Below are 26,834 nucleotides of genomic sequence, written 5' to 3'. Positions count from 1 at the left end.
ATTTTAGTGTCCAACTTTAGGGGTGCACCTCATATTGATGTGCAGTTTTCCATTTCATTATTTCTTTGTCGGATCTTCCATTTTACCGTCACGTATTCTAGAGATGATAATGTTTCTAGAAATGACTGTAACCATCCAAAATGCGAATACAATCACAAAAATCCAAGATACGAGTGCGTTATTTTGGAAATCCAGTACGTATAAAAACACAACGATTAAAAGTGTCGCGTTAATCGTGTCTAAAATCGTCCAACGTTTTAATTCTCTTTGCATATTTTTCACCCTTTCAAATTGTACTAAATTGATTTTAATTTGATTTTAATATAAAACCGTGATAAATTAATTAAAGCTATTAAGGAGTTGTTCAAGATGTTAACAAAGATAACATCAATCGAGTCATTTGACCGATTGCTCGAAGAAAAGCCATATTTTTACTTTATGAAACATAGTAACACATGTCCAATCTCTGCGACAGCGTTTGAGGAGTTTCAAAAGTTTCACTATGAACGTGATATCGATGGCTATTATTTAATCGTTCGAGATCACAGAGAACTTTCAAACTACATTGCTGAAAAATTTAACATTAAACACGAATCACCACAAGCGTTTTACTTTGAAAATGGTGAAGTGAAGTGGCACGATTCACATAGTAAAATAACAGTTCAAGCACTTGCACGTGTTGAAGATTAAAACAGGAAACTGAAATGTTTCCTGTTTTTTTTATCCAACTGGAGCAAACATAATTCTATTTTGTCCTTGTTTTTTCGCTGCAAAAAGCATGTTGTCTGCTTGGCGAATGACGTCTTTTTTAAGCATCGTCTGAGTCGACTTATAACCGATACCAATAGATACAGTCATGTTAACGACGTGCGTATCGTCAATATGGAATTTTGTATGTTCAACAGTGTAACGAATCGCTTCACCAAGACGGACTGTCTGATCAAACGATAAATTTGGAATGACCATCGAGAACTCTTCTCCTGTACTTCTAAACATCTCCCCACCTGTAGGCAGATGGTTTTTTAACAGGCGAGCGATTTGTTTAATGAGCTCGTCCCCAGAATCATATCCGTTGATATCATTAAAAAACTTAAAGTTATCGATGTCGATTAATAATATGCTGACGTTTTCTTCTTCTTTAAACAATTTGTCGATGAAGCGGTCAAACATTTTAACGTTACCAAGTTTTGTGAGACGGTCGTAATATTTATATTTTTCTCTATCGATAAAGAAGTTAAATGTTCGATTAATGTCTTCGTATACTAACAATATAAAGATAGTTGCACATAAAGACGATAAGAAAAATGCGACTAACGTCTTATCGCTAATTGGTGTGACGAAAATATACAACGTAATTAAGTACACGACAGTAAATAGTCCACTCGACAATATGATAATACTCGTCCTAGGTGTCTTAATGAACGGTACAATTAGTTGGTAAAGCACCATGAGCACTAAAAATATAACAAACTGGATGAGGTCGTATTGAAATAAGAAATGATAAAACAAAAATACGATTGCAATCGATAATATTTTATACGGTATTTTATTGTGTAAAAACAATAGAATCATCGGTATGTAATATAACGATAACGTGACGTCCCCGATATGTAGAGGGACCATAAGTGATAATACGGCTAGAGCAGTCATCATTAAACTTTGGAATAGGAGTGGATTTTTAACGCCTTTTCTAAATTGATACTGCAAGCGATAAAACACATAGATTCCACTAATAATGAGCGCGATATTTAATATAAAGTTTATAATCATTTGCATACCGCCTTTTTGAGCAAATTCATATCATATTATACAGTGTTTTAAATTTAAATGAAATTAAGTGGTAGGAGTATTTAATAGCGAATTATGATATAGTTAATAAGAATAATTAGCAGGTGAGGATATGTATACATTATTTCTATTAATATTATCTGCAATCATATCATTCATCGTTGCACCGATATTTATAAAGTTAAGTTATAAGTTTGGGTTTGTCGATTATCCGAACCATAGAAAACAACATGCGAAACCGATGCCGTTTTCCGGCGGGATATCGATTTTTGTATCGTTTGTAATTACATTAATTATCGCTCGACCGATTGAACCGGAATATATACCAATTATTCTCGGTGGAGGGTTAATTGTATTAATTGGTATTATCGACGATAAATATGATCTAAAACCGAGTATTAAATTCATTGGACAACTCGTTGTTATTACGATACCCGTGATGTTTGGAGTTGTCATTGATACGATTACGCCGTTTGGGATAACTGTAGATTTTGGTATATTTGCGATTCCATTTACGTATTTATGGATCGCAGTGATCATTAACGCAGTTAACTTAATTGATGGATTAGACGGGTTAGCATCTGGTGTAACAGTTATAGCTTTAGCAAGTATTGCAGTAATTGCGATTTTACAAAATAATATATTTGTCATGATGATAAGCGTGATTCTTATCGGGTCAACGCTCGGGGTTTTATATTATAACTTCTATCCAGCGAAACTCTTTTTAGGAGATAACGGATCGATGTTTTTAGGGTATGTACTCGGAGTATTATCGATATTAGGATTTAAAAACGTGACGTTTTTCTCTATTTTATTCCCAATTATCATTCTTGGCGTACCGTTTATCGATATAACATTTGCAGCCGTTAGACGGTATAGAGAAGGAGTCTCACTGACGCGCGCCGATAGAGGGCATTTGCACCATAAGTTACAATACTTAGGGTTTACGCACCGTCAAAGTGTGATTTTACTTTACTTTATGGCAACGCTATTTGCGTTTGCATCAGTAATTTTATATTTATCTACAGTGACAGGTGCAGTACTCATTTGTTTACTGCTTATCTTATCGGTCGTCATTATAGTAGAAGCGACGGATTTGATAGGATCAACCCGCCGCCCGATTTTAAGATTTGTTAAACGAATGTTTATATATATGAATCGCTAGACGAGTGTACGTTCTGCCATTTCTACTTCTGAAGTAGACATCGTAAACGTATCACTCGTTATTTTTTGGAGTTCACTTTTAACATCTTCTACTTTTTCTTCTGAAACGATCAGTTGATACGTGACTTTGTCTGTATATTTCTGATCTCTAATCTCGATTTGTTCTTGTTCTAAAAAATGTTCGAAACGTTTCGTGAATGTATAATCTAATACGATCATGGACGGCACCATCGGAACGAGATATACTTTACCGCTCGCTTTTACAGCTTCAGCAGCTCCACTTGAATATGCGCGGATTAGCCCACCGGCTCCGAGCTTAATGCCACCGAAGTAACGCGTAACGACGATCGTCGTATTGTATAACTCTTCACGCTTTAATACTTCTAAAATTGGAATGCCTGCTGTTCCTTGAGGTTCACCGTCATCATCAGCACGCTGAATAAGTGCATTCTCTCCGATAATATAGGCGCTACAATTATGCGTTGCGTCTTTATGTGTTTGCTTAATTTCATTTATAAATTGTTTTGCTTCATCTTCAGTTTCAGTACGTGCGATATACGATATAAACGTTGAACGTTTAATATCGATTTCAGCAGACGTATTTAATTTGTTCATGTAAATTTGTTCCATCGTGTACACCTCTTTAAAACAGTTTAACATAGAGCGGTTTTAGTGTAATATAGAAACGAGTGCTAATATGTGAGGGATATTTATGAAAATAGCAATTGTAGTAGATTCAACAGCATACTTATCAGATGAAATTAAAGAAAAAAATGACATTTATACAATACCTTTAAACACGATTTTTGGCGATGACACGTACCGAGAAGATATCGATATTACGCCTGAAGAATTTTATGACAAAATGCGCGAACAAGAAGAACTTCCTATGACGTCTCAACCGTCTATTGGAGACTATATTCTTCTATTAGAAGAACTTTATAAAAAAGGGTATACAGACGTGATTAGTTTCCACTTATCGAGTTCAATTAGTGGAACATTACAAAACGCAGTCGCAGCGGGACAAAGTGTAGAAGGAATTACACTACATGCAGTCGATTCAAAAATCGCGTGTACGCCACTCGGTTTACTTGCAGTCTATGCCGCGCAACATAAAGATGATACGCCACTAGAAGAGTTGTTAGAAACACTCAACCGTTTTACCAATAAAGACTATTTAGACGCATACTTTGTCGTCGATGATCTAACGAATTTAAAAAAGGGTGGTAGACTTTCAAACGCACAAGCGTTCGTCGGTCAATTGCTAAAAATCAAACCGATTTTACAATTTGAAGAAGGTAAAATCGTTGCGATTCAAAAAATCCGTACGAAGAAAAAAGCGTTAAGTAAAGTAGAAGACCTCGTTCAAGAAGCCATCGACAAACAAGCAGGCGACAATATCGTGTTAACGGTCATTCACGCTAATATTGAAGATGAAGCAAAAGAATTCCAAGCAAAACTTGCAAGTAAATTTAAAGATGCAACAGTACTTATCAGTCACTTTGGACCAGTTATCGGTACACATTTAGGTGAACATGCAATCGGAGTCTCGATTACATCGTTTGATGTCGATGTCACAGGATTTTAATCAATCATAAATATTATATATAAACACGCAGCGTATTTCGTTGCGTGTTTTTTTATTGGAGTGTATATGAAATTTACAAGAACGAAATCAAACACGACGATTTACTCTAAAGTCGGTGTTAAAAAAGAAAATGGTGCGTACAAATGCATAAGATGTGGCAATCAAAATCAGAATCTATTTTATTCGTATTCAGATTTCTTCGGAGACGTCACGTATTGTATGCACTGCGTGACACTTGGTAGAAGCGATAGCCGTAAACCGTTACGTGTTATCTCACCGATACGCTACCGTAAGTTTATGCCGTATGTTTTAAACTTTGAATTAAATGACGAACAGTTAAAATCACAAACCCGCATTGTCGATGCGATTCAACATAACCACGATTTAATGATCTACGCAGTCACAGGAGCTGGGAAAACTGAAATTACGTTTCGCGGTATTCAATATGCGAGAAGTTTAGGGATGAATGTATTATTCGTTTCGCCGAGAATCGATGTCATACGAGAAATATATTTACGGTTAACAGATGCGTTTAAAGACGCACGGATCGACTTATTATACGGAGAAGAAAAAATTGAAGCGGATTTTGTCTTTACAGTGTCGACAGTCCATCAATTGTTTAATTTTAGAAATCATTATGACGTTATTATTATCGACGAAGTAGATGCCTTTCCACTAGTTGGAGATGAAGTACTAGAGTCACAAATAGAGCAAGCAAAATCAACTAACGGAGTCATCATTTACTTAACAGCGACGCCGAGTAAAACTTTAATTAAAGATGTTAAAAAAGAACATATCGTCTCGATTACACGTAGGTATCACGGAGATCCTCTCGTCATGCCAAAAGTATTTTTTACAAATGTAAAACAGTATTTAAAGAAAAATAAATTGCCGCATAGTTTATGGCGTTTATTAAGAGCAGCGATGTCAAAAGAAAGAAAGGTGTTTATATTCGTACCTCACATCGACTTATTAGAGCCAATTAAAAATGTCATTATGAAAGAGTTTAAAACGGTCGAAACGATTTTTAGTGGAGACCCTAAACGTAAAGAGAAGATGGACGAGATGAGAAGTGGTCACATCGATATTATGATTACAACGACAATTTTAGAGCGCGGTGTCACATTTAAATGTCTAGACGTCTTCGTCATTCACGGTGAATATTTTGATGACACGTCACTCATACAAATCGCGGGACGCGCTGGACGTAAACTCGAAGATACGAAAGGCAACGTTTATATTTTTGCAAAGCACAATACGCTCGGCATCATAAAAGCATTAGAAAAAACATACCGGTTTAATAAAGGAGATGTAAAACTATGAACTGCGTGTATTGTCATAATGAGATAGAAAGGGACTATAATCTAATTAATATATTTCTACAACCGTCTTGTTTATGTGATAGTTGTTTATCTGAATTAATGGAATTAAAAATCGATGAATCGTTTCAGTTTCATGATATGAATGTCGTAACGTTGTATGAGTATGACCGAATTGTAAAGCGGATGATACGGCGATATAAGTTTTTAGGAGATGTCGCGCTAGAAAAGGTATTTTCGATGTTTGTAAAAGAAAAAATCCGGCTATATGATAAAGTAATCCCGGTCCCAATATCAAAGCTTCGTTTAAAAGAACGTGGGTTTAATCAAGTGACGCGTATATTAGATAATGCGCGCGTTAAATACGACGATATATTGGCGTCAGAAAGAACAGCGCGGCAGTCACAACTTTCAAAATATGAAAGAGAGACAGAGGTTAATCCATTTTCAATGCGAGAGGATATTGATTTAAAAAATCAGTCGATTATAATCGTCGACGACATATTTACGACCGGAGAAACTGTGCGCCAAGTGAGTGAAATATTAAAGGCGCATAATCCAAAGCGTATCGATGTGTTAACGTTTTCTATATCTAGAAAACTTTGATATAATTAAGGTACAAGATAACATTAGGAGGTATCATCATGATTAGAGTCGAAATTAGAGGAGAAAACATCGAAGTCACTGATGCAATTCGTTCATTTATCGAAGATAAGGTAAATAAATTAGATCGTTATTTTAACGATCAGCAGGACGTATTTGCACACGCAAACATCAAAACGTACCACAACAAAATGGGGAAAGTAGAAATTACAGTCCCAATGAAAGGCTTAACATTACGCGCGGAAGAAAGACATGACGACTTATACACTGCAGTAGACGCAGTCGTTGAAAAATTAGAACGTCAAATTAGAAAACATAAAACTAAAATTAACCGTAAATTCCGTGAAAAAGATGCAAGCCACGTAGATTTATTCCAAGTATTAAGTGAGCAACCAGAAGAATCTCAAGATGACGATGATATTAAAATTGTAAAATCTAAAGAGTTTACGTTAAAACCGATGGATGCTGAAGAAGCAATTCTACAAATGGATATGCTTGGTCACGATTTCTTCGTGTTTAACGACCGTTATAGAGAAGCGACAAGTATCGTTTACAAACGTAAAGATGGTAAATACGGTTTAATTGAAACAAATTAATTGAACATCTAAGCCTCTAGCAAAAAGCTAGAGGCTTTTAATGTGTAAGCTTTTATTTTCAGCAAAAAATTTGGTAAAATGTAATGATAATGATTTTATAAGGAGAAATTTCGATGAGTATGTTGCGTAAATTATTCGACGGCAATAAACGCGAACTTAAATCTCTTGAAAAAGAAATGAAAAAAGTACTCGCGCTTGAAGAACGCTATAGCACATATAGCGATTCTGAACTACAGCAAGAAACTGAAAAGTTTAAAGCAAAATTAGCTGAACATAGTGACGATAGAAAAAAACAAGATAAAATTTTAGACCAAATTTTACCAGAAGCATTCGCAGTCGTACGTGAAGCATCAATGCGTACGTTAGAAATGAAACCATTCCCTGTTCAAATTATGGGTGGTATTGCCCTTCATAAAGGGGACATCGCTGAGATGAAAACCGGTGAAGGTAAAACGTTAACGGCGACGATGCCGGTATATTTAAATGCCTTAACAGGACGCGGTGTACACGTAATTACTGTTAACGAATATTTATCTTCAGTACAAAGTGAAGAGATGGCAAAGTTATATAACTTCCTAGGGTTAACAGTTGGACTCAACTTAAACCAAAAAAATAGTGAAGAAAAACGTGAAGCGTATAACTGTGATATTACGTATACGACAAACAACGAGCTCGGATTTGACTACTTACGAGACAACATGGTCGCATATAAAGAAGATCGTGTGCAGCGTCCGTTAAATTACTGTGTCGTGGACGAGGTCGACTCGATTTTAATCGACGAAGCGCGTACACCGTTAATTATTTCAGGTCAAGCAGATGAGCGCGTGACGGAATACCAACAAGCACAATTATTTGTATCAACGTTAAAGAAAGAACAAGACTATACGTATGACGTGCGTAAAAATACGATTCTTTTAACTGAAGATGGTATGACAAAAGCGGAGAAATGGTATAAGTTAGATAACCTTTACGACGTTAAAAATGTTTCGACGCTTCACCATATTAACCAAGCGTTAAAAGCAAACTATACGATGGAGCGTAACGTCGATTATGTCGTGAATGACGGAGAAGTGTTAATCGTCGACAAATTTACAGGTCGTACGATGCCAGGGCGTCGTTTCTCTGAAGGGTTACACCAAGCGTTAGAAGCAAAAGAAGCGGTTGAGATTCAGCGCGAATCTAAAACACTCGCATCTATTACGTTCCAAAACTTCTTTAGGCTATACAATAAGTTATCGGGTATGACAGGTACAGCTAAAACTGAAGAAGAAGAATTTTTAGATATTTACAATATGCGCGTTACGCAAATTCCGACGAACCGTCCGGTTCAACGTGAAGACTTAAACGATAGAATTTATTCGACAAAAGATAATAAATATAAGGCAGTCATCGAAGAAGTTGTCGAACGTTATAAACGTGGTCAACCGGTCTTAATCGGTACAGTCGCGGTAGAAACGTCAGAAATTATTTCTGATTTACTGCGTCGAGCGGGTGTACGCCATAACGTATTAAACGCTAAAAACCACGAACAAGAAGCTCAAATCGTTGAAGATGCGGGTCAACGTGGACAAGTTACAATCGCTACAAACATGGCCGGTCGTGGTACAGACATTAAGCTTGGTGAAGGAGTTAGAGAGCTCGGTGGACTTGCAGTTATCGGTACAGAGCGTCACGAATCACGTCGTATTGACGATCAGTTACGTGGGCGTTCAGGGCGTCAAGGTGACGTTGGTGTGAGTACGTTCTACTTATCATTAGAAGACGACTTAATGAAACGCTTCGGATCTGAACGTATTCAAGCGATGATGGAAAAACTCGGTATGGAAAATGAAATGTTAGAAAGTCGTTTTATTACACGTAATGTAGAATCTGCACAAAAGCGTGTGGAAGGAAATAACTTCGACGCACGTAAACGTGTATTAGAATATGACGAAGTGTTAAGAACACAACGTGAAATTATATACGGTGAACGTAACGAAATTATCGACAAAAAAGACGTGAGAGACTTACTTCACGGTATGATCGATAACTCTATTGAACGCACAATTCACTATTACAATGACCAAGACAGTTCAATGATCGACTATGAAACGTTTAAAGAGTTGCTCGAGCAGTATTACGTTCGTGAAGGTGAAATTGAAATGGATGACTTAGTCGGTCAATCGACGGAGTCAATTATCGAACTCATCAAAGAAAAAGCGTATAAAGAGTTAGAGCGTAAAGAAGAGATTTTAACACCTGAACGTATGCGTCAATTTGAGCGCATGATGATGTTACGTACGATCGACCAAAAATGGACAGAGCATATCGACTCGATGGACCAACTCCGTACAGGTATTCACTTAAGATCTTATGGACAAATTAACCCGTTAAGAGAATATCAAAACGAAGGGCTAGAAATGTTTGAAGAGATGATGAACGCAATCGAAGACTCAACAGCACGTATGACTCTAAAATCAGAAGTACAATCTGACGAAGAAATTAAACGTGAACAAGTCGTCGATGAAAATAAAATGCAAGCATCTGACGGTAAAAAGAAAATGAAAAAGCAACCGGTTGTTAAAAAACAAACGGTCGGCAGAAACGATCCATGTCCATGTGGGTCTGGTAAAAAGTACAAAAACTGCCACGGTGCTTAAGGAGAAAATTATGGAAGTAAGTGAAATTAAAAGCTTTATAGAAGAGATGCGTACGAAACTAGAAAAATTTAGGGGGTCTCTTTGACTTAGAAGAAAAAGAGACACAAATTCGTGAGTACGAAGAACTAATGGTCGAACCTAACTTTTGGGACGACACAGATAAAGCAAACGAAATTATTGAAAAAAATAACCAGTTAAAACGCGTCGTCGATGGATTTAATACGCTAGAAGACGAAGTGAATGACATCGAGGTGTCTTTAGAATTATTGAAGGAAGAAAACGATCCGGATTTACAGGAAATGATGGAAGAGACGATTCAAAACGTCAAAAAAGAGTCCGATGAATTCGAGTTAAACATTCTTTTAAGTGAAGAGCACGATGAACAAGATGCGATTTTAGAACTTCATCCTGGAGCGGGTGGTACTGAAGCACAAGACTGGGCAGAGATGCTTCTTAGAATGTACCAGCGTTTCATTGAAGACCAAGGATTTAAAACAGAAGTTCTAAACTATCTCGCAGGGGATGAAGCGGGTGTGAAAAGTGTGACGCTTAGCGTTAAAGGTCCGTTTGCTTATGGACTTTTAAAAGGTGAAAAGGGGGTCCATCGACTCGTTCGTATTTCGCCATTTGACTCATCGGGTCGTAGACATACGTCATTTGTGTCGTGTGAAGTAACACCACAGTTTAAAGACTCTGAAATTAATATCGAAATTAACCAAGAAGATATTTCGATCGATACGTATCGTGCAAGTGGTGCCGGAGGGCAGCACGTGAACACGACAGATTCAGCGGTACGTATTACACACCATCCAACAGGAGTCGTAGTTACGTGTCAAAATGAACGTTCACAAATTAAAAACCGTGAAACGGCACTGAAGATGTTAAAGTCAAAACTTTATCAGTTAGAACTAGAACGTCAGCAAGAAGAGATCGCGGCGTTAAAAGGCGAGCAAAAAGAAATCGGATGGGGATCACAAATTCGTTCATACGTATTTCACCCATATTCGATGATAAAAGATCACCGTACGAATTACGAAGTCGGTAATGTCGACAAAGTAATGAACGGAGATTTAATGCCGTTTATCGACAGTTATTTAAGATGGCACTTAAATGTTTAAAACATTATTTATGACAAAATGTTTATATATGATAAAATATAGGTATGTAAAAGTATGAATAAGCTTTTAAAAATTTATTAGAGGTGACCATTATGAAAAAGTTCTTATCAACGTTTTTATTAGGTTCAACGTTAGTATTAGCAGCGTGCGGCGGGGGCGGCGACTCTGCAGACAATGGTGACGACTCAAGCACTGACGAAGCACATCCAGGAGAACAAGTTGCAAAACAAACCTGTTCATCTTGTCACGGAGCTGACTTCACAGGAGCTTCAGGTCCAGCACTAGCGGGCACTTCATTAAGTGAAGATGAATTTACAGATATCGTTAAAAACGGTAAAGGCGGAATGCCAGCGTTTGGTAGTTTATCAGACGAAGAAGTTAGCGACTTATACGACTACTTCACGAAATAAAACTCGTAAGGCTTTGTCACTCGACAAAGCCTTTTTAATCAATGGAGACAAATATGAAGCGATTTTTATTAAGTTTAATGGCAGTTGTTATTTTGTCAGCGTGCACGTCTAACGAAAATACAACTGAAGAAAGTCGCGTGGTGTCAGAAATGCACCGCGGGGAAGTTGTATATAAACAGACATGCGTTGGATGCCACGGTGTCGACTTAAGAGGACGCGGCAGTAGCGCAAAAGATCTTTCAAATATCGGAAGTGAAAAATCACCGGAATATATCCGTTCGATTATCGAAAATGGAACGAGAAGTATGCCGAGCGACTTAGTAACGGATGAAGATGACTTAAATGCACTCGTAGAATGGCTAATGGAACAGAAGTAAATATTACGTAAACACAAGGCGCTGTAACAAACAGCGCCTTTTTATTATGGAGGTATATCTATTCTGTTACATTTATGTTACAACGCGAAAAACAGCAAAAATATGTGCTATAGTTTGATTTACATTCACTAATTTTATATTTAACAACTTTGAATTTTACTTTTATTATATATATACGTTTATTTAATACATAGTATTCAGGAGGACATTAGAACTTATGAAGAAGACAGTATTTTCAGTAGCAACATTAACAGCATTAACAGGTACATCACTTACAGCAAACGCAGAAGAAGTTATCGTTAAAGAAGGAGATACACTTTGGGGTATCGCTAACGAAGTTGGCACGACAGTTGAGAAGTTAAAAGAGTTAAACAACTTAAACAGTGATTTAATTCACCCAGAAGATGTTTTAACATATGAAGTTGAAGCAGTAGAAGAAAACAACGGTAATACATACACAGTAAAAGCAGGCGACACTTTATGGCAAATTGCTTTAGACCACGGTATGGATTTAGATGAGTTATTCGCAGTAAACAACCTTTCATCAGACTTAATTCACCCAGGACTTGTATTAACAGTTGGAGCACAAGTTGAAGCGGTTGAAGAAGTCGCACAAGTTGAAGAAGTTGTTGAAGTTGAAGCAGTAGAAGAAGTTGTAGAGCCTGTAGTAGAAAATGAAGTAAACGAAGTTGCTTCAGGTGTTTACCACATCCAAGCTGGAGACACTTTATACTCAATCTCACGTGCAACAGGACTATCTGTTGACGAGTTAAAAGCATTAAACGGCTTAACAAGCGATCATATCGTTGCAGGTGACGTACTTGTATTAGAAGGTAACCCAGTTGTTACTGAAACAGTAGAAGAAGTACAAGAAGTACAAACTGAAGAAGTTGTAGAAGAAGTTGTTGAAGTTGAAGAAGTAGCAGAAGTTGAAAACAACGTTCAAGCAGAAGCTGAAAAAGCAGTACAAGAAGCTGCAGCAGCACAAGCAGAAGCAGACAGAATTGCAGCTGAAGAAGCAGCAGCGGCTCAAGCAGAAGCTGAAAGAGTAGCAGCTGAGCAAGTAGCAGCAGCTCAAAAAGCTGAAGAACAACGTATTGCAGCAGAGCGTGCAGAAGCACAACGTGTTGCTAAAGAAAAAGCGGCAGCTGAAAAGAGAGCTCAACAAGAAGCAGCTAAAAAAGTACAACAAGCACAACAAACACAACAAGCACCAGCAGCTTCAGCACCATCTGTAAATAGTTCACAGTTTGCTGGTTTATCTAACTACTATGACTGGGGATGGTGCACATGGCACGTATTTGAAAAACGTGCGGCACTCGGTAAACCTGTCAGCAACATGTGGGGCAACGCAAATAACTGGGTAAACGGAGCAAGTGCGAATGGATTTGCTGTTAACAACACACCATCAGTTGGAGCAGTTGCACAAAGTTATGCAGGTACAAACGGAGCAGGTGCATTAGGTCACGTTGCAGTTGTCGAATCAATCAACGGCGACGGATCAATCACAATCTCAGAAATGGGTTGGAACGGTACTGTAGGTGTTGTAAGCTACCGTACAATTCCAGCATCACAAGTATCAACATTTAACTACATTCACTAAAATATAAAAATCAAGCACCCGAACGGGTGCTTTTTTTATTATAATAAGAGTAGTAGGATGACGGAGGTTAGTTCTGTGAGTAAACAATTGAAAGTATTAGTTGGCATTGTTCTTTTTGGGTTGATTAGTTTTAGCATATACCAGGTTATTACGTTTTCGAGTGAATTGTTGAAGGATGAAGCAGCAAATGATATAAAACAAAAGCCACCTACTAATAATCATGCGGAAGGTCAGTTGATTACGGAATACTCGTTTAATGGTGTGACGACAGATGAATCGTTTGATAATATTATTAAAAATAATGAAGTAACTGTTGTGAATTTGTTTGCGTCTTGGTGTAATCCATGCCGCAATGAAACGCCAGATTTAAATGAATTTTATTTGAAAGATTTACCAGATGACGTAGAACTTGTCGGGTTAAATGTACAAGATAGTGGTAAAGCACGAGATGCGTTTATTGAAGAGTTTGATGTCCAATATCCGATATACAATATGGACAATGATAAAGACTTTATGGTGGATCTTCGTTTAACGATTATACCGACAACGTTGTTTATTAACAGTGATGGTGAAATTGTGAAGACTTATGTCGGAGAGATTTCTAAGAAAACGTTAGACAGTTACATTCAATATGTAAGGGATGAGTAATATGGAAGACGTTTTTTGGTATATGATGGCAATTACTGTACCAGCATTTACAGTGATTTTGTTTACGACGATTACGAGAAATCGTTACGTCGCGATATTTTTAACGTTTATCGTATTTGCAATTTCGATGTACCGTGGATACTATAACTCGGATTGGATTATATATTTAGATGCGCTAAGCATTGTGATTGGCTATATATTCGTTGAAGTATACAATTTAGATAGTAAAGATGATATTTAAGAAATGACAAACATCCGTTCGGTCATTTCTTTTTTTAATTTCGAAGAAGTGGTGTAAGATAGATATAAGTTAAAAATTTGGAGGTACATTATGGCAGAATTTGAACTCGTTTCAAACTTTGAACCTGCCGGTGATCAACCGCAAGCGATTAAAGAAATAGTAGAACAAATACGTTCCGGACAAAAACACCAAACATTACTCGGTGCAACTGGAACAGGTAAAACATTTACGATGAGTCAAGTTATTAAAGAAATCGGTAAGCCGACGTTAATTATCGCCCATAACAAAACGTTAGCTGGGCAGTTATATAGTGAATTTAAAGAGTTTTTCCCAAATAATAGAGTCGAATATTTCGTCAGTTATTATGATTTTTATCAACCTGAAGCGTACGTACCATCTACGGATACGTTTATAGAAAAAGATGCGTCTATTAACGATGAAATCGACCAACTGAGACACTCGGCGACGAGTGCATTATTTGAAGGCGATGACGTAATAATCATCGCCTCTGTGTCGTGTATTTACGGTTTAGGTAACCCAGAAGAATACCAAAACTTACGTTTAAATATACGTGTTGGAATGGAAATTGAACGAAACGAATTATTACGTCGTCTCGTCGACATACAGTATCAACGAAACGATATCGATTTTGGACGTGGTACGTTTAGAGTGCGCGGAGATATCGTTGAAATCTTCCCAGCAGCTCGAGATGATCAGTGTATTCGCGTTGAGTTTTTCGGTGATGAAATCGATAGAATACGAGAAATTGATTTTATTAGTGGTGAAGTGCTAAGTGAACGCGAGCACTTCGTTCTATTCCCAGCATCTCACTTCGTCACGCGCGACGAAAAGATGACTGTTGCGATCGAACGTATTGAAAAAGAATTAGAAGAACGTCTAAAAGAATTACGCGATGAAGACAAATTACTCGAAGCACAGCGACTTGAGCAGAGAACGAATTACGACTTAGAAATGATGAGAGAGATGGGCTTTACGTCAGGAATCGAAAACTATTCGGTTCACTTAACGTTACGTCCACTGGGGAGTACACCGTATACACTGCTCGATTACTTTAAAGACTTCGTTATTATGATCGATGAGTCGCACGTGACACTTCCTCAAATTAGAGGAATGTATAACGGAGACCAAGCGCGTAAACAAGTGCTCGTCGATCACGGGTTTAGATTACCGTCAGCGTTAGATAACCGCCCGTTAAAATTTGAAGAATTTCAAGATAAAGCACAACAATTATTGTACGTGTCTGCCACTCCTGGACCGTATGAATTAGAACATACAGATAAGATGGTCGAACAAATTATCCGACCGACAGGACTTCTTGACCCGACAATTGACGTACGTCCGACTGAACATCAAATTGACGATCTGCTTCATGAAATACAAACGCGTGTTGAAAAGAACGAACGCGTCTTAATTACGACGTTAACGAAGAAGATGTCAGAAGATCTAACGGCGTATTTAAAAGAAGCGGGCGTTAAAGTTCAATATTTACACAGTGAAGTAAAAACGTTAGAACGTATCGAAATCATTCGTGAATTACGACTCGGTACGTATGACGTTCTCGTCGGTATTAACTTACTACGTGAGGGAATCGATATCCCAGAAGTGTCACTTGTTGCGATATTAGATGCAGACAAAGAAGGATTTTTACGTTCGGAACGTTCATTAATACAAACAATCGGGCGTGCTGCACGTAACAGCGAAGGTCACGTCATTATGTATGCAGATAAAATTACGGATTCCATGAGAGTTGCACTCGATGAGACAGAGCGACGTCGTAAAATTCAAATCGAATATAACGAAAAACACGGGATTACACCGACGACGATTAAAAAGGAAATTCGTGACCTCATCAGTGCTGAAGTTGAAATTAAAGATGATAAAACATATGAAAAAACGGGTACAGTAAAACTCACAAAGAAAGAGCGCGAAGATTTAAAAGCAAAACTCGAACGCGACATGAAAGAAGCAGCGAAAAACTTAGATTTCGAAACAGCAACAGAACTTCGGGATGCGTTATTTGAGTTAGAAGCAGAAGGGTGATAAGTACGTGAGTGAAAAGATAAATAATAAATTCATTAAAATTAATGGTGCAAGACAGCACAACTTAAAAAATATAAATATAGATATACCGAGAGATCAGCTCGTCGTAATGACGGGCTTATCAGGCTCTGGTAAGTCATCGCTCGCATTCGATACGATTTACGCAGAAGGACAACGCCGTTACGTTGAGAGTTTAAGCGCGTATGCGAGACAGTTTTTAGGTCAGATGGAAAAGCCAGACGTCGATACGATTGAAGGGTTATCACCAGCGATTTCAATCGATCAAAAAACGACGAGTAACAACCCGCGTTCAACGGTATCGACAATTACAGAAATATACGATTATTTACGATTATTATATGCACGTGCGGGGACGCCGTATTGTCCGCATCACGATATTGAAATTAAAAGCCAAACGATTGAAGAAATGGTCGACACGATTATGGAACTTGAAACACGTACGCGCCTTCAAATATTATCTCCAGTTGTACGTGGCAGAAAAGGACAACATAAAAAGATATTTGAAAGTCTTCGAAAAGAAGGATACGCAAGAGTCATCGTTGATGGTGAAATGTATGATATCGAAGACGTACCAGAATTAAATAAAAATAAAAAACACGATATCGATATCGTGATTGATAGAATCGGAGTTAAACCAGGTATTGAAGCGAGACTTTCTGATTCACTACAAATCGCATTAGAAAAAGGAGAAGGTAACGCGGTCGCTAACGTTATAGATGGAGAAGATATCCACTTCTCAGAAAACTTTTCTTGCCCTGAATGTGGATTTACAATTAGTGAATTAGAGCCGAGACTCTTTTCATTTAACAGTCCGTTTGGTGCGTGTCCAACGTGTGACGGATTAGGTAAAAAATGGTCGGTTGACGCGTCACTCGTTATTCCAGATGACACGTTATCGTTAAATGACGGTGCGATTTTACCGTGGAGACCGATTAGTTCAGATTATTATCCGAATCTTTTAAAACAAGTCGCTGAACATTTTAATATCGATATGGACCAACCGTTCAAAGATTTATCTAAAGAAGAACAAGACATTATTTTAAAAGGGTCTACCGATTATTTAGACGTTACGTTCACACAGCGTAACGGTGCAAAGCGTACTCGTACAATTCAATTTGAAGGTGTTTTAAATAATATCGAGAGAAGATATCAAGACAGTCCGTCAGAGTATACGCGTGAACAAATGGCGCAGTATATGCGTGAAACAGACTGTACGACGTGTCATGGATATCGTTTAAATATTGAGGCGCGCTCAGTTAAAATTAAGAAACGCCATATCGGTGAAGCGGTAGATCAATCGGTGAACGATGCGCTTCAATTCTTTAATGATTTACATTTAAGTGAAAAGAATCAAGCAATCGCACAGCCGATATTAAAAGAAATCAATGACAGACTCACTTTTTTAAGAAATGTTGGGCTTGGATATTTAACGCTCAACCGCCGGAGCGGCACGTTATCTGGTGGGGAAGCACAGCGTATTCGACTCGCGACACAAATCGGTTCGATGTTAAGTGGAGTGCTTTATATACTAGACGAGCCTTCAATTGGTCTTCATCAACGTGATAACGATAAGCTAATCCGAACGTTAAAAGAGATGCGCGATTTAGGGAATACGTTAATCGTCGTTGAGCACGATGAAGATACGATGATTGCGAGTGATTATTTAATCGATATCGGACCGGGTGCTGGAGAAAACGGTGGACAAATCGTCGCAGCTGGAACACCAAAAGAAGTCATGAATAACGACGCTTCAATTACAGGTCAATATTTAAGTGGTAAAAAAGAAATCCCGTTACCAGAAAATTATCGAAAACAAACGACTAAAAAGTTTAGAGTAAAAGGCGCAGTAGAAAACAACTTAAAAAATATCGATGTAGACTTCCCGCATGGTATCTTAAACGTCGTAACAGGCGTCTCAGGATCTGGTAAGAGTACTTTAGTCAACGAAATTTTATATAAAGGACTCCATAAAGAGCTATATAAATCTAAACTCGTACCTGGAAAGTTTAAAGAAATAGAAGGTGCCGAGTATTTAGATAAGATTATCGACATCGACCAATCTCCAATCGGTCGTACACCGAGAAGTAACCCGGCGACGTATACAGGTGTCTTTGATGACATTCGTGACGTCTATGCTGAAACGAACGAAGCGAAAGTTCGTGGGTACAAAAAAGGGAGATTTAGTTTTAACGTAAAAGGTGGACGTTGTGAAGCGTGTAAAGGTGACGGTATTTTAAAAATTGAAATGCACTTTTTACCAGACGTCTTTGTACCGTGTGAAGTATGTCACGGTAAACGTTATAACAGAGAGACGTTAGAAGTGAAATATAAAAATAAAAACATCTCAGATGTCCTTGAAATGACGGTAGAAGAAGCAGCGAAATTCTTTGAGAACATTCCGAAAATCAGTCGTAAGCTAGAGACGCTATTAGATGTTGGACTCGGCTACGTAAAACTCGGGCAACCAGCAACGACGTTATCCGGGGGAGAAGCACAACGTGTGAAACTTGCGAGTGAACTTCAAAAACGTTCAAATGGTAAGACGCTCTATATACTCGATGAGCCAACGACAGGACTCCACTCAGAAGATATTAGAAAACTGATTAAAGTCATTCAGCGTCTCGTAGATAACGGTGACACCGTCGTCATTATCGAACATAATTTAGACGTTATAAAAGTTGCAGATCATATCATCGATCTTGGCCCTGAAGGTGGCGACGGTGGAGGAGAAGTCGTTGCGCATGGTACAATAGAAGATATAATGGAGACGAAAGAAAGCCATACAGGATACCACTTAAAAAAATGGCTCAATCGTAACCATCAGGAGGTTAAATAATGGATAGTAAAGCGCGAATTTTAAAAATGCTTGAAGATGGTTTAATCACGACAAAAGAAGCAATCGACCTTATGAATGCATTAAACGAAGACGATCAAGATAAGAAACACACGAACGATAAAAAAGAAGAAGAGAACAGTATTTATAAGTTTTTTGAAAATATGACAGACGAAGTTGGAAAAATTTTAGATCCAGATACGATTCAAAAAAACGCGAAAGAAACGTTTAACGATGTCCGCCGTAAAGCAAAAGCAACGAAGAGTACGTCAGATATTTTAAAAACGTTAGAAGACGTATTCGACAAAGCTAAAACGGGAGACATCGATGCGATTTTCCAGCAAGGGTCTAAAAATAAACTCATCGAAACGATCGAAGAAGATTTTTCATCTGTTACGTTAGACGTAACGAATGGTAACGTCGAAGTTAAAAAGACAGATGGCGTCACAGCGGTACGTTTTGAAGTGACACCGTTCTATAGAAAACTCGATAAAAAACGCAATTACTTTGAAGATATTTTCTGCGAAGTAAAAAACGGGAACTTAGAAATTATGTCACCACTTCGTAGTGCGAAAGTAAACGTCGTATTAGAAATTAACGAACGTGCACTCGACTACTTACACATCTCAAGTTCAAACGGCAGCGTCGACGTTGAAGATTTACTGTTAAAAGATTTATCTATCGATATTTTAAATGGTGATATCGAAGTCGACGATATTTCAGCAAAACATGCGTTCGTTAGAACGTCACGTGGGTCATTAGAAATAAAAGAAAGTGCGTTTACGAATTTAGAACTCGTATCGATGCTTGGAACGATTTCAACGAAAGAACTAGATGTTGAAGAAATCGACATTAAAGCGAACGGCTCAGTGTCACTTTCATTAAATGAAGATACGCGCGATGCTAAAATTCAAACGAACATGGGAAGCATCAACGTAGAAATTCCGTCAGGTCGTAAAGTCGAAGGACGTTTAAACACAGTGCTTGGACATATTAACTATCCGCCTGGGTTAAACATCCGAGATATGAAGCCATCCGATTTAGGATTAAAAGAAATTATGATCATTAACGACACAGATGAATCAGGTCTCGTTATAGAAGCGAGCACTAAAGTAGGTTCAGTCACACTCCATACAGTATAAAACGTATTTAAAGGACAAGTAGCTATCAGACTTGTCCTTTTTTGCTATAATAGGAAGTATCAAATTTGAGAGGTATATTATGTTAACGGTAAGTAACGTCATCGAACGATTCAAATTAGAAATTATCACTGGTAAAACAGGTATACATAAACCAATCACAAGTATCGACGTCTCACGACCAGGTCTTGAGATTGCGGGTTATTTTTCACATTATTCAAAAGAACGCGTTCAGTTATTCGGACTGACTGAAACGACGTATTTTAATACGAAATTAACGGATGAAGAACGCGCAACTCGTGCACAACTACTATGTACAAATGAGACGCCGTGTTTTATATTTACAGACGATTTAATACCACCAAAAGAAATTATAGAAGCGTGTGAGAATGCAAATATTCCACTTTTAAAAACGTCGAATACGATTACGAATTTAATGTTTTACTTAACCGATTATTTAGAGATTTCTCTCGCACCTGAGACGAACGTTCACGGCGTACTATTAGATGTCTACGGAATCGGCGTATTAATTACTGGTGAAAGTGGTATCGGTAAAAGTGAAATTGCGTTAGAGCTCGTTAAAAATGGACATCGTCTCGTCGCAGACGATAACGTCGAAATCAAAGAAATCGGTAAAAACGTTCTCATCGGTAAATCTCCAGAGCTCATCGAAAATTTACTTGAAATTAGAGGGCTTGGCATTATAAACGTGATGACATTATTCGGTGCAAGTGTTGTGCTAAGTGAAAAGCGTATTATGTTAAACGTTCATTTAGAGTTTTGGCAAGAAGATAAAGAATACGACCGCCTCGGATTAGATAAACGAACAAAAAATATATTAAATTCTGAAATACCGAGTAAGTTAATCCCTGTACGACCAGGGCGAAACGTATCGAATATTATTGAAGTGGCAGCGATGGACTTTAGACTTCAAAATATGGGAGTCAGTGCAGCGAGAGAATTTAACGAGCGCTTAATTGCGCATATTAGAAGTAAAGATAATGGAGGTAAATAATGATATATGCGATTGACCGCGTCGCAGTAAGTATCGGTGGGTTCGATATTTACTGGTACGGGATTTTAATATTTACAGGAATGATTTGTGCATACTTTTTAGCAAATCATGAAATGGTTAAAAAAGGATTTAGTGACGAAACACTCACGGAGATGATGGTATATATCATCGTCTTCTCACTCGTAGGTGCGAGACTTTACTTTGTGTTATTCAACTTAGATTATTATTTACTCCACCCGCTCGATATTATAAAAGTGTGGGAAGGTGGAATGGCGATCCACGGTGGACTCATCGGTGGGGTCCTTGCAGGATATTACTACACGCGTAAAAACAATTATAGTTTCTTCCAGTTTGGGGATATGTTAATGCCGAGCGTACTACTCGGCCAAGCGATCGGACGTTGGGGAAACTTTATTAACCAAGAAGCACACGGTGGTCCGGTCTCTCGAGCGTTTTTAGAGACGCTACGTCTACCTGAATTTATCATTAACCAAATGTATATCGACGGTGTGTATTATCACCCGACCTTTTTATATGAATCGATTTGGAACGTCGTCGGTATTTTTATACTGATGCGTTTACGTCCGAAATTAAAAATTGGTCAGACGTTTTTACTCTATTTAATTTACTATTCTATCGGGCGCTTCTTTATCGAAGGAATGCGTACAGATAGTTTAATGATTCTAGACCTTCTCCGTACAGCACAAGTGATGAGTCTCTCGCTTATCATCTTAGCGATTATTGTATGGATATATAGAAATAAAAAGTACGACTTACCGGTATATGGTAACGTACACGGAAACTTTAACACGTTTAACAAAAAACAGCGTGCGACAGTTAAACAAAACACGAAAAAGAAAAAGAGGAAATAATTATGCGTAAGCTCGAACGTTTTCCTTCAAAAAAAGAAAATCCGCTTTGGCGAATGTACCGTACGATTTCGTTTTTTAGAGTCGTTAAAAACTTCATCATTGTTGAAGCGGGAAGGTATTCCCCATCCACGAGAATGAAACATACACTGTATAAAACTGGACTCAATATGAAACTCGGTGACAAAGTAAGTTTTGCATATAAAGCGATGCCGGACTTATTTTATCCTGAAAATATTACAGTTGGTGAGAACTCGATTATCGGTTATAACGCGACCTTACTTACACACGAATATTTAGTCGATGAGTACCGTATCGGTTCTATTACAATCGGTAAAAATACGATGATCGGCGCGAACGTTACGGTGTTACCTGGTGTGACGATTGGTGACAACGTATTAGTCGGTGCTGGAAGTGTCGTCTCTAAAGATATTCCAGATAATAGTATCGCGTACGGTAATCCGTTAGTTATAAAGGAGAGAAGCGATATTGAAAAGTAAAATTATCTCGCTTCGTAACGACGGGAGGGTATACTACCGTCAAGCGATGAAGAAAAAGCATCACGGATCATATCGTGATGCTTTAAATCTTATGGAGCGAGCGTTAAATGAAAGTAAAGAACGCGAATATATGACGGAGTATGCGTATATACTCACGTTACTCGGTGAATACGATAGAGCAGAGCAGTTTATAATGACAGAGTTTGCAGCGTCAAATTTTGATACGACATATTACTATGAATTATCTGAGATGAATGTGTTAATCGAAGATGCAAATAAAGGACTGTTATTTGGTATATTGTATGCGGAACTGCATAAGGATGATGATTATTACGACGATTTAATGGAAATGTTTACCGTTGAAGACTATAGTTACGATGAACTTCTAAAGGAAGCGAAAGAATTCGTCGGTCAATATATATTCCAGTCGTACTTTATGAGTGGTCAAATTGAAACATCACTCGATTATTTAGATGATATTGACTTTGACTTATCAAATAAAAGAGAACTTAGAAATTTACGTGGGATGGCGTTACTCTTTTTAAATCGATTCGAAGAAGCAGAAGCGATATTAACAGAGCTATTAAAAGAAGACCAAACAGATATGCATGCGTTAAGTCATTTAACGTTGCTTTATTTTTATACGAATCGTCACGACTTATATGTAAAGTTTTTACGTCATTTAGAAGTCGTCGAACCACTCGACGAAGACGACCGTTTAAAAGTCGGGCTCGTTTTAAACTTTTTGAAAAAGCATAAAGAAGCGTATCAATTACTTTATCCATTATATAAAAAGAAGTATATGGTCAATTTCCAGTTATTACACGCACTCAGTCAAGCTGCGTACAAAATTGGCGAAGTTGAAGAAGCAGAAATGTTTTGGAAAGAGATGCAGCTCTATCACCCACTCGATGAAATTCACAGTCCGTGGCAAAAAGAACAAGCGGCTGAAACGTTAAATAAAATCATCGATGAGTATTTACAAAGTGATGATCCACATAAGCGCATACTCGGTTTATTCCGTACGAGTATTATTCGACCTGAAGATGTCATATTAGGGTCACCCGTATGGGATTTAATTGAACGGTTTGGAAACTTTGAAAAGATGTACACGGCGTATATATTTAACAATTTTAAGTTTAAAAAGTTTGATATATTACATGAAGGACTTGAAGTGTTATCGATTGATTATCTCGATAGAGATGACATTTTACTCGGCTGGATTGACGCGATTACACATATCGACATTAGCGAGTTAAAAGAATCTGGGAAAACATATGCGTTAGCTTTTTTATATGTGTATTATAACGACGGTATTACAGTAGAAACATTGTCAGAAAAGTATCAGGTTTATCCGCATAAATTAAAAAAAGCAATTGAAGATATTAAGCAGAATGAGTGACACACCCGGCTCATTTTAGATATAATATGAAAAGTATGTTACGAGTAAAGGAGAGTCATTATGTCAGAAGTAAAAGAGTATGATGTCGCGATTTTAGGGGCAGGTCCTGCTGGGATGACTGCTGCAGTATACGCGTCACGCGCAGAGTTAAAAACAGTAATGATCGAACGAGGTATGCCTGGTGGGCAAGTAGCAAGTACTGAAGACGTTGAAAACTTCCCAGGATTTTCTTTAATAACAGGCCCTGAATTATCATCAAAAATGTTTGAGCACTCAACGAAGTTTGGTGCAGAATATAAATATGGTGATGTTAAATCAGTTACATTAGACGGTAATTATAAATTGATCGACCTCGGTAGTGAGACGATCAAAGCAAAAGCAGTGATTATCGCAACAGGTACAGAACATAAAAAAATCGGTGTACCTGGTGAAGAAGCGTTAGCAGGTAAAGGTGTCAGTTACTGTGCGGTATGTGACGGTGCGTTCTTTAAAGAGCGTCATTTAGTCGTTATCGGTGGTGGAGACTCAGCAGTAGAAGAAGGTATTTTCTTAACGAAATACGCAAGTAAAGTAACCGTCGTTCACCGTCGTGATACGTTACGTGCACAAAAAATTATTCAAGACCGTGCATTTAATAACGACAAAATGGAGTTCATTTGGGACACTGAAATTCAGTCTATTAATGGAGACGGCGTCGTACAATCAGTGACGCTACTCGACAAAAATACAGGCGAAACGTACGACTATGAAGCGGATGGTGTATTTATTTACATCGGACTGCTCCCGTTAACTGAACCGTTTAAGGACCTCGGTATTTTAGACGAAGAAACAGGATATGTCACTTCGAACGAAGAAATGGAAACGAGTATTCCAGGAATCTTCGCAGCAGGAGACGTACGTGAAAAAACGTTACGTCAAATTGTCACTGCAACTGGAGACGGCAGTATCGCGGCACAAAATGCAAGCGAATATATCGAAACATTTACAGAATAGAATTTAAAAGATGGGACGCTCGTTCCATCTTTTTAAACGTAGATGGGAGGAATCCGAGTGAAAAACCTAATTATATTAACTGGGATGAGTGGTGCAGGTAAATCTATTGCATTAGAGTCTCTTGAAGACATGGGCTATTTTGCGATCGATAATTTACCCGTACCGTTATTACCAAAAATTGTAGAAATGATGCAGTCGACAAACGAAGATATGCATGACGTTGCGCTAAGTATCGACTTAAGAGATCGTATGTTTTTTAGTCAGTTTATTCCAGCAATCAACGATCTTATTTCAGTAAAAGGGATTCGCACACAAATCGTCTTTTTAGATGCGACAGATAATAAATTAATTAGTAGATACAAAGAGACGAGAAGAAGTCATCCGTTAAATGATAATGTGTCATTATCTGAAGCAATTAAAAATGAGCGTAGTTTACTAGAAGACGTGAAAAAAGCGTCGACAATTATTATCGATACGACAGAAACATCTGCAAAAGAATTAAAAGAAAAGATTTACGACTACTTAAAATATGACCGCGATGAAAAGTTTACTATTAACGTGATGAGTTTTGGGTTTAAACATGAGATCCCTCAAGATGCGGACATTATGTATGATGTTAGATTTTTACCAAATCCGTATTATATCGAGTCACTTCGTCCGAAAACGGGACTCGACCAAGACGTCTATGATTACGTTATGAAGTTTAAAGATACAGAAATATTTTATGAGAAGTTCATCGACCTTATTAATTTTTCACTCCCGTTATACGTAAAAGAAGGAAAATCTCAATTAAATATCGCAATTGGTTGTACAGGTGGACAGCACCGTTCAGTTGCGATCGCAGAACGTATTTCTAATGATTTAAAAACTAAACATATGTATAAAATCAATACAATCCACAAAGAAACACATAGGCACCGCCATGAAGACTAATACAATCAACGTCGTTTTAATCGGTGGTGGAACGGGATTAAGTGTACTTGCGCGTGGGTTAAAAAATTATCCAATCGATATATCTGCAATCGTTACAGTCGCAGATGACGGTGGATCTACAGGAAAAATACGTTCTGAAATAGATATGCCAGCACCAGGAGATGTTAGAAACGTCCTCGCTGCACTAAGTGAATCTGAAGCATTAATTAAAGATTTATTTACATATCGCTTTAACCGTGAAAAAATCAGCGGACATAGTCTCGGGAATTTAATGCTCGCTGCGATGTATGATATGCAAGGAGATTTTTCAGTCGCGGTTGAAAAGCTATCCGAGATATTAAACGTCAAAGGTAAAGTGATTCCAAGTACAAATCGCTCCCCAAAACTCGTTGCGATAATGACAGACGGGACAAAATACGAGGGAGAAAGTTATATTCCGAAAGTTAAAAAGAAAATCGATCATATATATTTAAGCCCATCGGGAATCGAAGGTTCGAATACGGCAATCGAAGCGATTCAAAACGCGGACTTTATTATATATGGTCCGGGAAGTTTATATACGAGTATTATCCCAAACGTCTTACCGACGAGTATAAAAAAATCGCTACAAGAATCCCATGCAAATCAGATTTATATTAGTAATCTCGTAGAACAACCGGGAGAAACAAAATCGATGACAGCAGGGGACTGTGTCGATGCGATTCATAAACATATTGGAAAAGACGTCATCACACACGTATTAGCAAGTGACGAAGATACAAAGCAACTCGTCTCACAGCGATATAAAAAAGAAGACGTGTGTGCAGTATTTGTCAATAAAGAGGATTTAGAAAAACGAGGAATCAATGTATATATATATGATAATATCGTTCAAAAAACAGAGGATGGTATATTAAGACACGACTCGATACAACTAGCTAAAAATATATATGAACTTGTACTCGAACTATTTGAAACGATAGAATATTGAAAGA

At 37.8% G+C, this 26,834-nt stretch carries 26 protein-coding genes; 23 read left to right on the top strand and 3 right to left on the bottom strand.

From position 1 onward, the window contains the following. Positions 1-57 precede the first annotated feature (57 nt). Positions 58-273: a hypothetical protein gene (locus HMPREF2767_RS02665; RefSeq protein ID WP_040929472.1), complete on the bottom strand. Its 216-nt coding sequence runs from the start codon at positions 271-273 to the stop codon at positions 58-60. 96 nt (positions 274-369) lie between these two features. Between HMPREF2767_RS02665 and ytxJ the strand changes: the two genes are divergently transcribed. Next, entirely contained in the window at positions 370-690 is a 321-nt protein-coding gene (gene ytxJ, locus HMPREF2767_RS02660) for a bacillithiol system redox-active protein YtxJ (RefSeq protein ID WP_040929471.1), read from the top strand. A gap of 30 nt (positions 691-720) precedes the next feature. Here the strand turns inward: ytxJ and HMPREF2767_RS02655 are convergent, their stop codons facing one another. Further along, positions 721-1,770, bottom strand: a complete 1,050-nt coding sequence (locus HMPREF2767_RS02655) for a GGDEF domain-containing protein (protein ID WP_070622529.1) — start codon at positions 1,768-1,770, stop codon at positions 721-723. Between the two features lie 130 nt (positions 1,771-1,900). Between HMPREF2767_RS02655 and HMPREF2767_RS02650 the strand changes: the two genes are divergently transcribed. Next, positions 1,901-2,953 (top strand): glycosyltransferase family 4 protein, encoded by a 1,053-nt coding sequence (locus HMPREF2767_RS02650; RefSeq protein WP_070622528.1) that lies wholly within the window; start codon positions 1,901-1,903, stop codon positions 2,951-2,953. Here the strand turns inward: HMPREF2767_RS02650 and HMPREF2767_RS02645 are convergent. Next, positions 2,950-3,582 carry a YigZ family protein gene (locus tag HMPREF2767_RS02645; protein ID WP_070622527.1) on the bottom strand — a complete coding sequence of 211 codons (633 nt, stop codon included), beginning with the start codon at positions 3,580-3,582 and terminating at the stop codon, positions 2,950-2,952. The two genes, HMPREF2767_RS02650 and HMPREF2767_RS02645, sit on opposite strands and share 4 nt — an antisense overlap. An 82-nt stretch (positions 3,583-3,664) precedes the next feature. Here HMPREF2767_RS02645 and HMPREF2767_RS02640 point away from each other — a divergent pair, with 82 nt between their 5' ends. The 21 genes from HMPREF2767_RS02640 (at position 3,665) to yvcK (ending at position 26,830) form a co-directional block, all read left to right on the top strand. Next, positions 3,665-4,540: a DegV family protein gene (locus tag HMPREF2767_RS02640; protein ID WP_070622526.1), complete on the top strand. Its 876-nt coding sequence runs from the start codon at positions 3,665-3,667 to the stop codon at positions 4,538-4,540. A 66-nt stretch (positions 4,541-4,606) separates the two neighbouring features. Continuing rightward, positions 4,607-5,863, top strand: a complete 1,257-nt coding sequence (locus HMPREF2767_RS02635) for a DEAD/DEAH box helicase family protein (protein ID WP_070622525.1) — start codon at positions 4,607-4,609, stop codon at positions 5,861-5,863. Positions 5,864-5,961: 98 nt separating this feature from the next. Next, positions 5,962-6,465 carry a ComF family protein gene (locus HMPREF2767_RS02630; RefSeq protein WP_168162111.1) on the top strand — a complete coding sequence of 168 codons (504 nt, stop codon included), beginning with the start codon at positions 5,962-5,964 and terminating at the stop codon, positions 6,463-6,465. A 38-nt stretch (positions 6,466-6,503) separates the two neighbouring features. Then, complete coding sequence (gene hpf / locus HMPREF2767_RS02625) at positions 6,504-7,058, top strand: ribosome hibernation-promoting factor, HPF/YfiA family (protein WP_070457277.1); 555 nt, start codon at positions 6,504-6,506, stop codon at positions 7,056-7,058. A 113-nt stretch (positions 7,059-7,171) separates the two neighbouring features. Next, entirely contained in the window at positions 7,172-9,697 is a 2,526-nt protein-coding gene (secA, locus tag HMPREF2767_RS02620) for a preprotein translocase subunit SecA (RefSeq protein WP_070622523.1), read from the top strand. A gap of 10 nt (positions 9,698-9,707) precedes the next feature. After that, positions 9,708-10,815, top strand: a protein-coding gene (prfB, locus tag HMPREF2767_RS02615; RefSeq protein WP_143861266.1) for a peptide chain release factor 2 whose coding sequence is annotated in 2 segments (ribosomal slippage) — positions 9,708-9,779 and positions 9,781-10,815 — 1,107 coding nt in all. Because the reading frame shifts where the segments join, the coding sequence is not laid out codon by codon here. Positions 10,816-10,907: 92 nt separating this feature from the next. After that, positions 10,908-11,225, top strand: a complete 318-nt coding sequence (locus HMPREF2767_RS02610) for a c-type cytochrome (RefSeq protein ID WP_070622522.1) — start codon at positions 10,908-10,910, stop codon at positions 11,223-11,225. Between the two features lie 53 nt (positions 11,226-11,278). Then, complete coding sequence (locus tag HMPREF2767_RS02605) at positions 11,279-11,602, top strand: c-type cytochrome (RefSeq protein WP_070622521.1); 324 nt, start codon at positions 11,279-11,281, stop codon at positions 11,600-11,602. A 217-nt stretch (positions 11,603-11,819) separates the two neighbouring features. Continuing rightward, positions 11,820-13,205, top strand: a complete 1,386-nt coding sequence (locus tag HMPREF2767_RS02600; protein WP_070622520.1) for a LysM peptidoglycan-binding domain-containing protein — start codon at positions 11,820-11,822, stop codon at positions 13,203-13,205. Between the two features lie 75 nt (positions 13,206-13,280). Continuing rightward, positions 13,281-13,853, top strand: coding sequence for a TlpA family protein disulfide reductase (locus tag HMPREF2767_RS02595; RefSeq protein WP_168162110.1), 573 nt, complete (start codon positions 13,281-13,283; stop codon positions 13,851-13,853). Then, positions 13,846-14,094 (top strand): DUF2198 family protein, encoded by a 249-nt coding sequence (locus tag HMPREF2767_RS02590; protein ID WP_246828760.1) that lies wholly within the window; start codon positions 13,846-13,848, stop codon positions 14,092-14,094. Before HMPREF2767_RS02595 ends, HMPREF2767_RS02590 begins: the two co-directional genes overlap by 8 nt. Before the next feature lie 90 nt (positions 14,095-14,184). After that, a complete protein-coding gene (gene uvrB, locus HMPREF2767_RS02585; RefSeq protein ID WP_070622518.1) occupies positions 14,185-16,155 on the top strand; it encodes an excinuclease ABC subunit UvrB in 1,971 nt (656 codons plus the stop codon). Positions 16,156-16,174: 19 nt separating this feature from the next. Beyond that, positions 16,175-19,012: an excinuclease ABC subunit UvrA gene (gene uvrA, locus HMPREF2767_RS02580; RefSeq protein ID WP_070622534.1), complete on the top strand. Its 2,838-nt coding sequence runs from the start codon at positions 16,175-16,177 to the stop codon at positions 19,010-19,012. After that, positions 19,012-20,151: a DUF4097 family beta strand repeat-containing protein gene (locus HMPREF2767_RS02575; protein WP_070622517.1), complete on the top strand. Its 1,140-nt coding sequence runs from the start codon at positions 19,012-19,014 to the stop codon at positions 20,149-20,151. Before uvrA ends, HMPREF2767_RS02575 begins: the two co-directional genes overlap by 1 nt. A gap of 79 nt (positions 20,152-20,230) precedes the next feature. Further along, positions 20,231-21,163 (top strand): HPr(Ser) kinase/phosphatase, encoded by a 933-nt coding sequence (gene hprK, locus HMPREF2767_RS02570; protein ID WP_070622516.1) that lies wholly within the window; start codon positions 20,231-20,233, stop codon positions 21,161-21,163. Beyond that, positions 21,163-22,035 carry a prolipoprotein diacylglyceryl transferase gene (gene lgt / locus HMPREF2767_RS02565; RefSeq protein ID WP_070457300.1) on the top strand — a complete coding sequence of 291 codons (873 nt, stop codon included), beginning with the start codon at positions 21,163-21,165 and terminating at the stop codon, positions 22,033-22,035. The genes hprK and lgt overlap by 1 nt, the downstream gene beginning before the upstream one ends. Positions 22,036-22,037: 2 nt before the next feature. Continuing rightward, positions 22,038-22,532: an acyltransferase gene (locus HMPREF2767_RS02560; protein ID WP_068129876.1), complete on the top strand. Its 495-nt coding sequence runs from the start codon at positions 22,038-22,040 to the stop codon at positions 22,530-22,532. Then, positions 22,522-23,934, top strand: a complete 1,413-nt coding sequence (locus HMPREF2767_RS02555) for a tetratricopeptide repeat protein (protein ID WP_070622515.1) — start codon at positions 22,522-22,524, stop codon at positions 23,932-23,934. The genes HMPREF2767_RS02560 and HMPREF2767_RS02555 overlap by 11 nt, the downstream gene beginning before the upstream one ends. A gap of 60 nt (positions 23,935-23,994) precedes the next feature. After that, positions 23,995-24,927: a thioredoxin-disulfide reductase gene (trxB, locus tag HMPREF2767_RS02550; protein ID WP_068129881.1), complete on the top strand. Its 933-nt coding sequence runs from the start codon at positions 23,995-23,997 to the stop codon at positions 24,925-24,927. A 57-nt stretch (positions 24,928-24,984) separates the two neighbouring features. After that, the gene (gene rapZ / locus HMPREF2767_RS02545; RefSeq protein ID WP_246828759.1) at positions 24,985-25,860 is read left to right on the top strand and encodes an RNase adapter RapZ; all 876 of its coding nucleotides are present in this window, start codon (positions 24,985-24,987) and stop codon (positions 25,858-25,860) included. Continuing rightward, the gene (yvcK, locus tag HMPREF2767_RS02540; protein WP_070622513.1) at positions 25,850-26,830 is read left to right on the top strand and encodes a gluconeogenesis factor YvcK family protein; all 981 of its coding nucleotides are present in this window, start codon (positions 25,850-25,852) and stop codon (positions 26,828-26,830) included. The genes rapZ and yvcK overlap by 11 nt, the downstream gene beginning before the upstream one ends. The last annotated feature ends 4 nt before the right edge of the window (positions 26,831-26,834 follow it).

This window comes from Nosocomiicoccus sp. HMSC067E10 (genome assembly GCF_001810835.1).
Lineage (GTDB): Bacteria > Bacillota > Bacilli > Staphylococcales > Salinicoccaceae > Nosocomiicoccus > Nosocomiicoccus ampullae_A.
The sequence above is the reverse complement of the archived record's forward strand: the minus strand, read 5'-3'. Positions and strand labels throughout refer to the sequence as shown.

What these genes read in the sequence shown, in the direction of transcription:
- uvrB (WP_070622518.1), top strand. Translation starts at nt 14,185, where the DNA reads ATGGCAGAATTTGAACTCGTTTCAAACTTTGAACCTGCCGGTGATCAA.
- HMPREF2767_RS02640 (WP_070622526.1), top strand. Translation starts at nt 3,665, where the DNA reads ATGAAAATAGCAATTGTAGTAGATTCAACAGCATACTTATCAGATGAA.
- lgt (WP_070457300.1), top strand. Translation starts at nt 21,163, where the DNA reads ATGATATATGCGATTGACCGCGTCGCAGTAAGTATCGGTGGGTTCGAT.
- hpf (WP_070457277.1), top strand. Translation starts at nt 6,504, where the DNA reads ATGATTAGAGTCGAAATTAGAGGAGAAAACATCGAAGTCACTGATGCA.
- HMPREF2767_RS02560 (WP_068129876.1), top strand. Translation starts at nt 22,038, where the DNA reads ATGCGTAAGCTCGAACGTTTTCCTTCAAAAAAAGAAAATCCGCTTTGG.
- HMPREF2767_RS02630 (WP_168162111.1), top strand. Translation starts at nt 5,962, where the DNA reads ATGGAATTAAAAATCGATGAATCGTTTCAGTTTCATGATATGAATGTC.
- HMPREF2767_RS02645 (WP_070622527.1), bottom strand. Translation starts at nt 3,582, where the DNA reads ATGGAACAAATTTACATGAACAAATTAAATACGTCTGCTGAAATCGAT.
- trxB (WP_068129881.1), top strand. Translation starts at nt 23,995, where the DNA reads ATGTCAGAAGTAAAAGAGTATGATGTCGCGATTTTAGGGGCAGGTCCT.
- HMPREF2767_RS02665 (WP_040929472.1), bottom strand. Translation starts at nt 273, where the DNA reads ATGCAAAGAGAATTAAAACGTTGGACGATTTTAGACACGATTAACGCG.
- HMPREF2767_RS02655 (WP_070622529.1), bottom strand. Translation starts at nt 1,770, where the DNA reads ATGATTATAAACTTTATATTAAATATCGCGCTCATTATTAGTGGAATC.
- ytxJ (WP_040929471.1), top strand. Translation starts at nt 370, where the DNA reads ATGTTAACAAAGATAACATCAATCGAGTCATTTGACCGATTGCTCGAA.
- HMPREF2767_RS02635 (WP_070622525.1), top strand. Translation starts at nt 4,607, where the DNA reads ATGAAATTTACAAGAACGAAATCAAACACGACGATTTACTCTAAAGTC.
- yvcK (WP_070622513.1), top strand. Translation starts at nt 25,850, where the DNA reads ATGAAGACTAATACAATCAACGTCGTTTTAATCGGTGGTGGAACGGGA.
- HMPREF2767_RS02605 (WP_070622521.1), top strand. Translation starts at nt 11,279, where the DNA reads ATGAAGCGATTTTTATTAAGTTTAATGGCAGTTGTTATTTTGTCAGCG.
- secA (WP_070622523.1), top strand. Translation starts at nt 7,172, where the DNA reads ATGAGTATGTTGCGTAAATTATTCGACGGCAATAAACGCGAACTTAAA.
- HMPREF2767_RS02610 (WP_070622522.1), top strand. Translation starts at nt 10,908, where the DNA reads ATGAAAAAGTTCTTATCAACGTTTTTATTAGGTTCAACGTTAGTATTA.
- HMPREF2767_RS02650 (WP_070622528.1), top strand. Translation starts at nt 1,901, where the DNA reads ATGTATACATTATTTCTATTAATATTATCTGCAATCATATCATTCATC.
- hprK (WP_070622516.1), top strand. Translation starts at nt 20,231, where the DNA reads ATGTTAACGGTAAGTAACGTCATCGAACGATTCAAATTAGAAATTATC.
- HMPREF2767_RS02590 (WP_246828760.1), top strand. Translation starts at nt 13,846, where the DNA reads ATGAGTAATATGGAAGACGTTTTTTGGTATATGATGGCAATTACTGTA.
- HMPREF2767_RS02600 (WP_070622520.1), top strand. Translation starts at nt 11,820, where the DNA reads ATGAAGAAGACAGTATTTTCAGTAGCAACATTAACAGCATTAACAGGT.
- HMPREF2767_RS02575 (WP_070622517.1), top strand. Translation starts at nt 19,012, where the DNA reads ATGGATAGTAAAGCGCGAATTTTAAAAATGCTTGAAGATGGTTTAATC.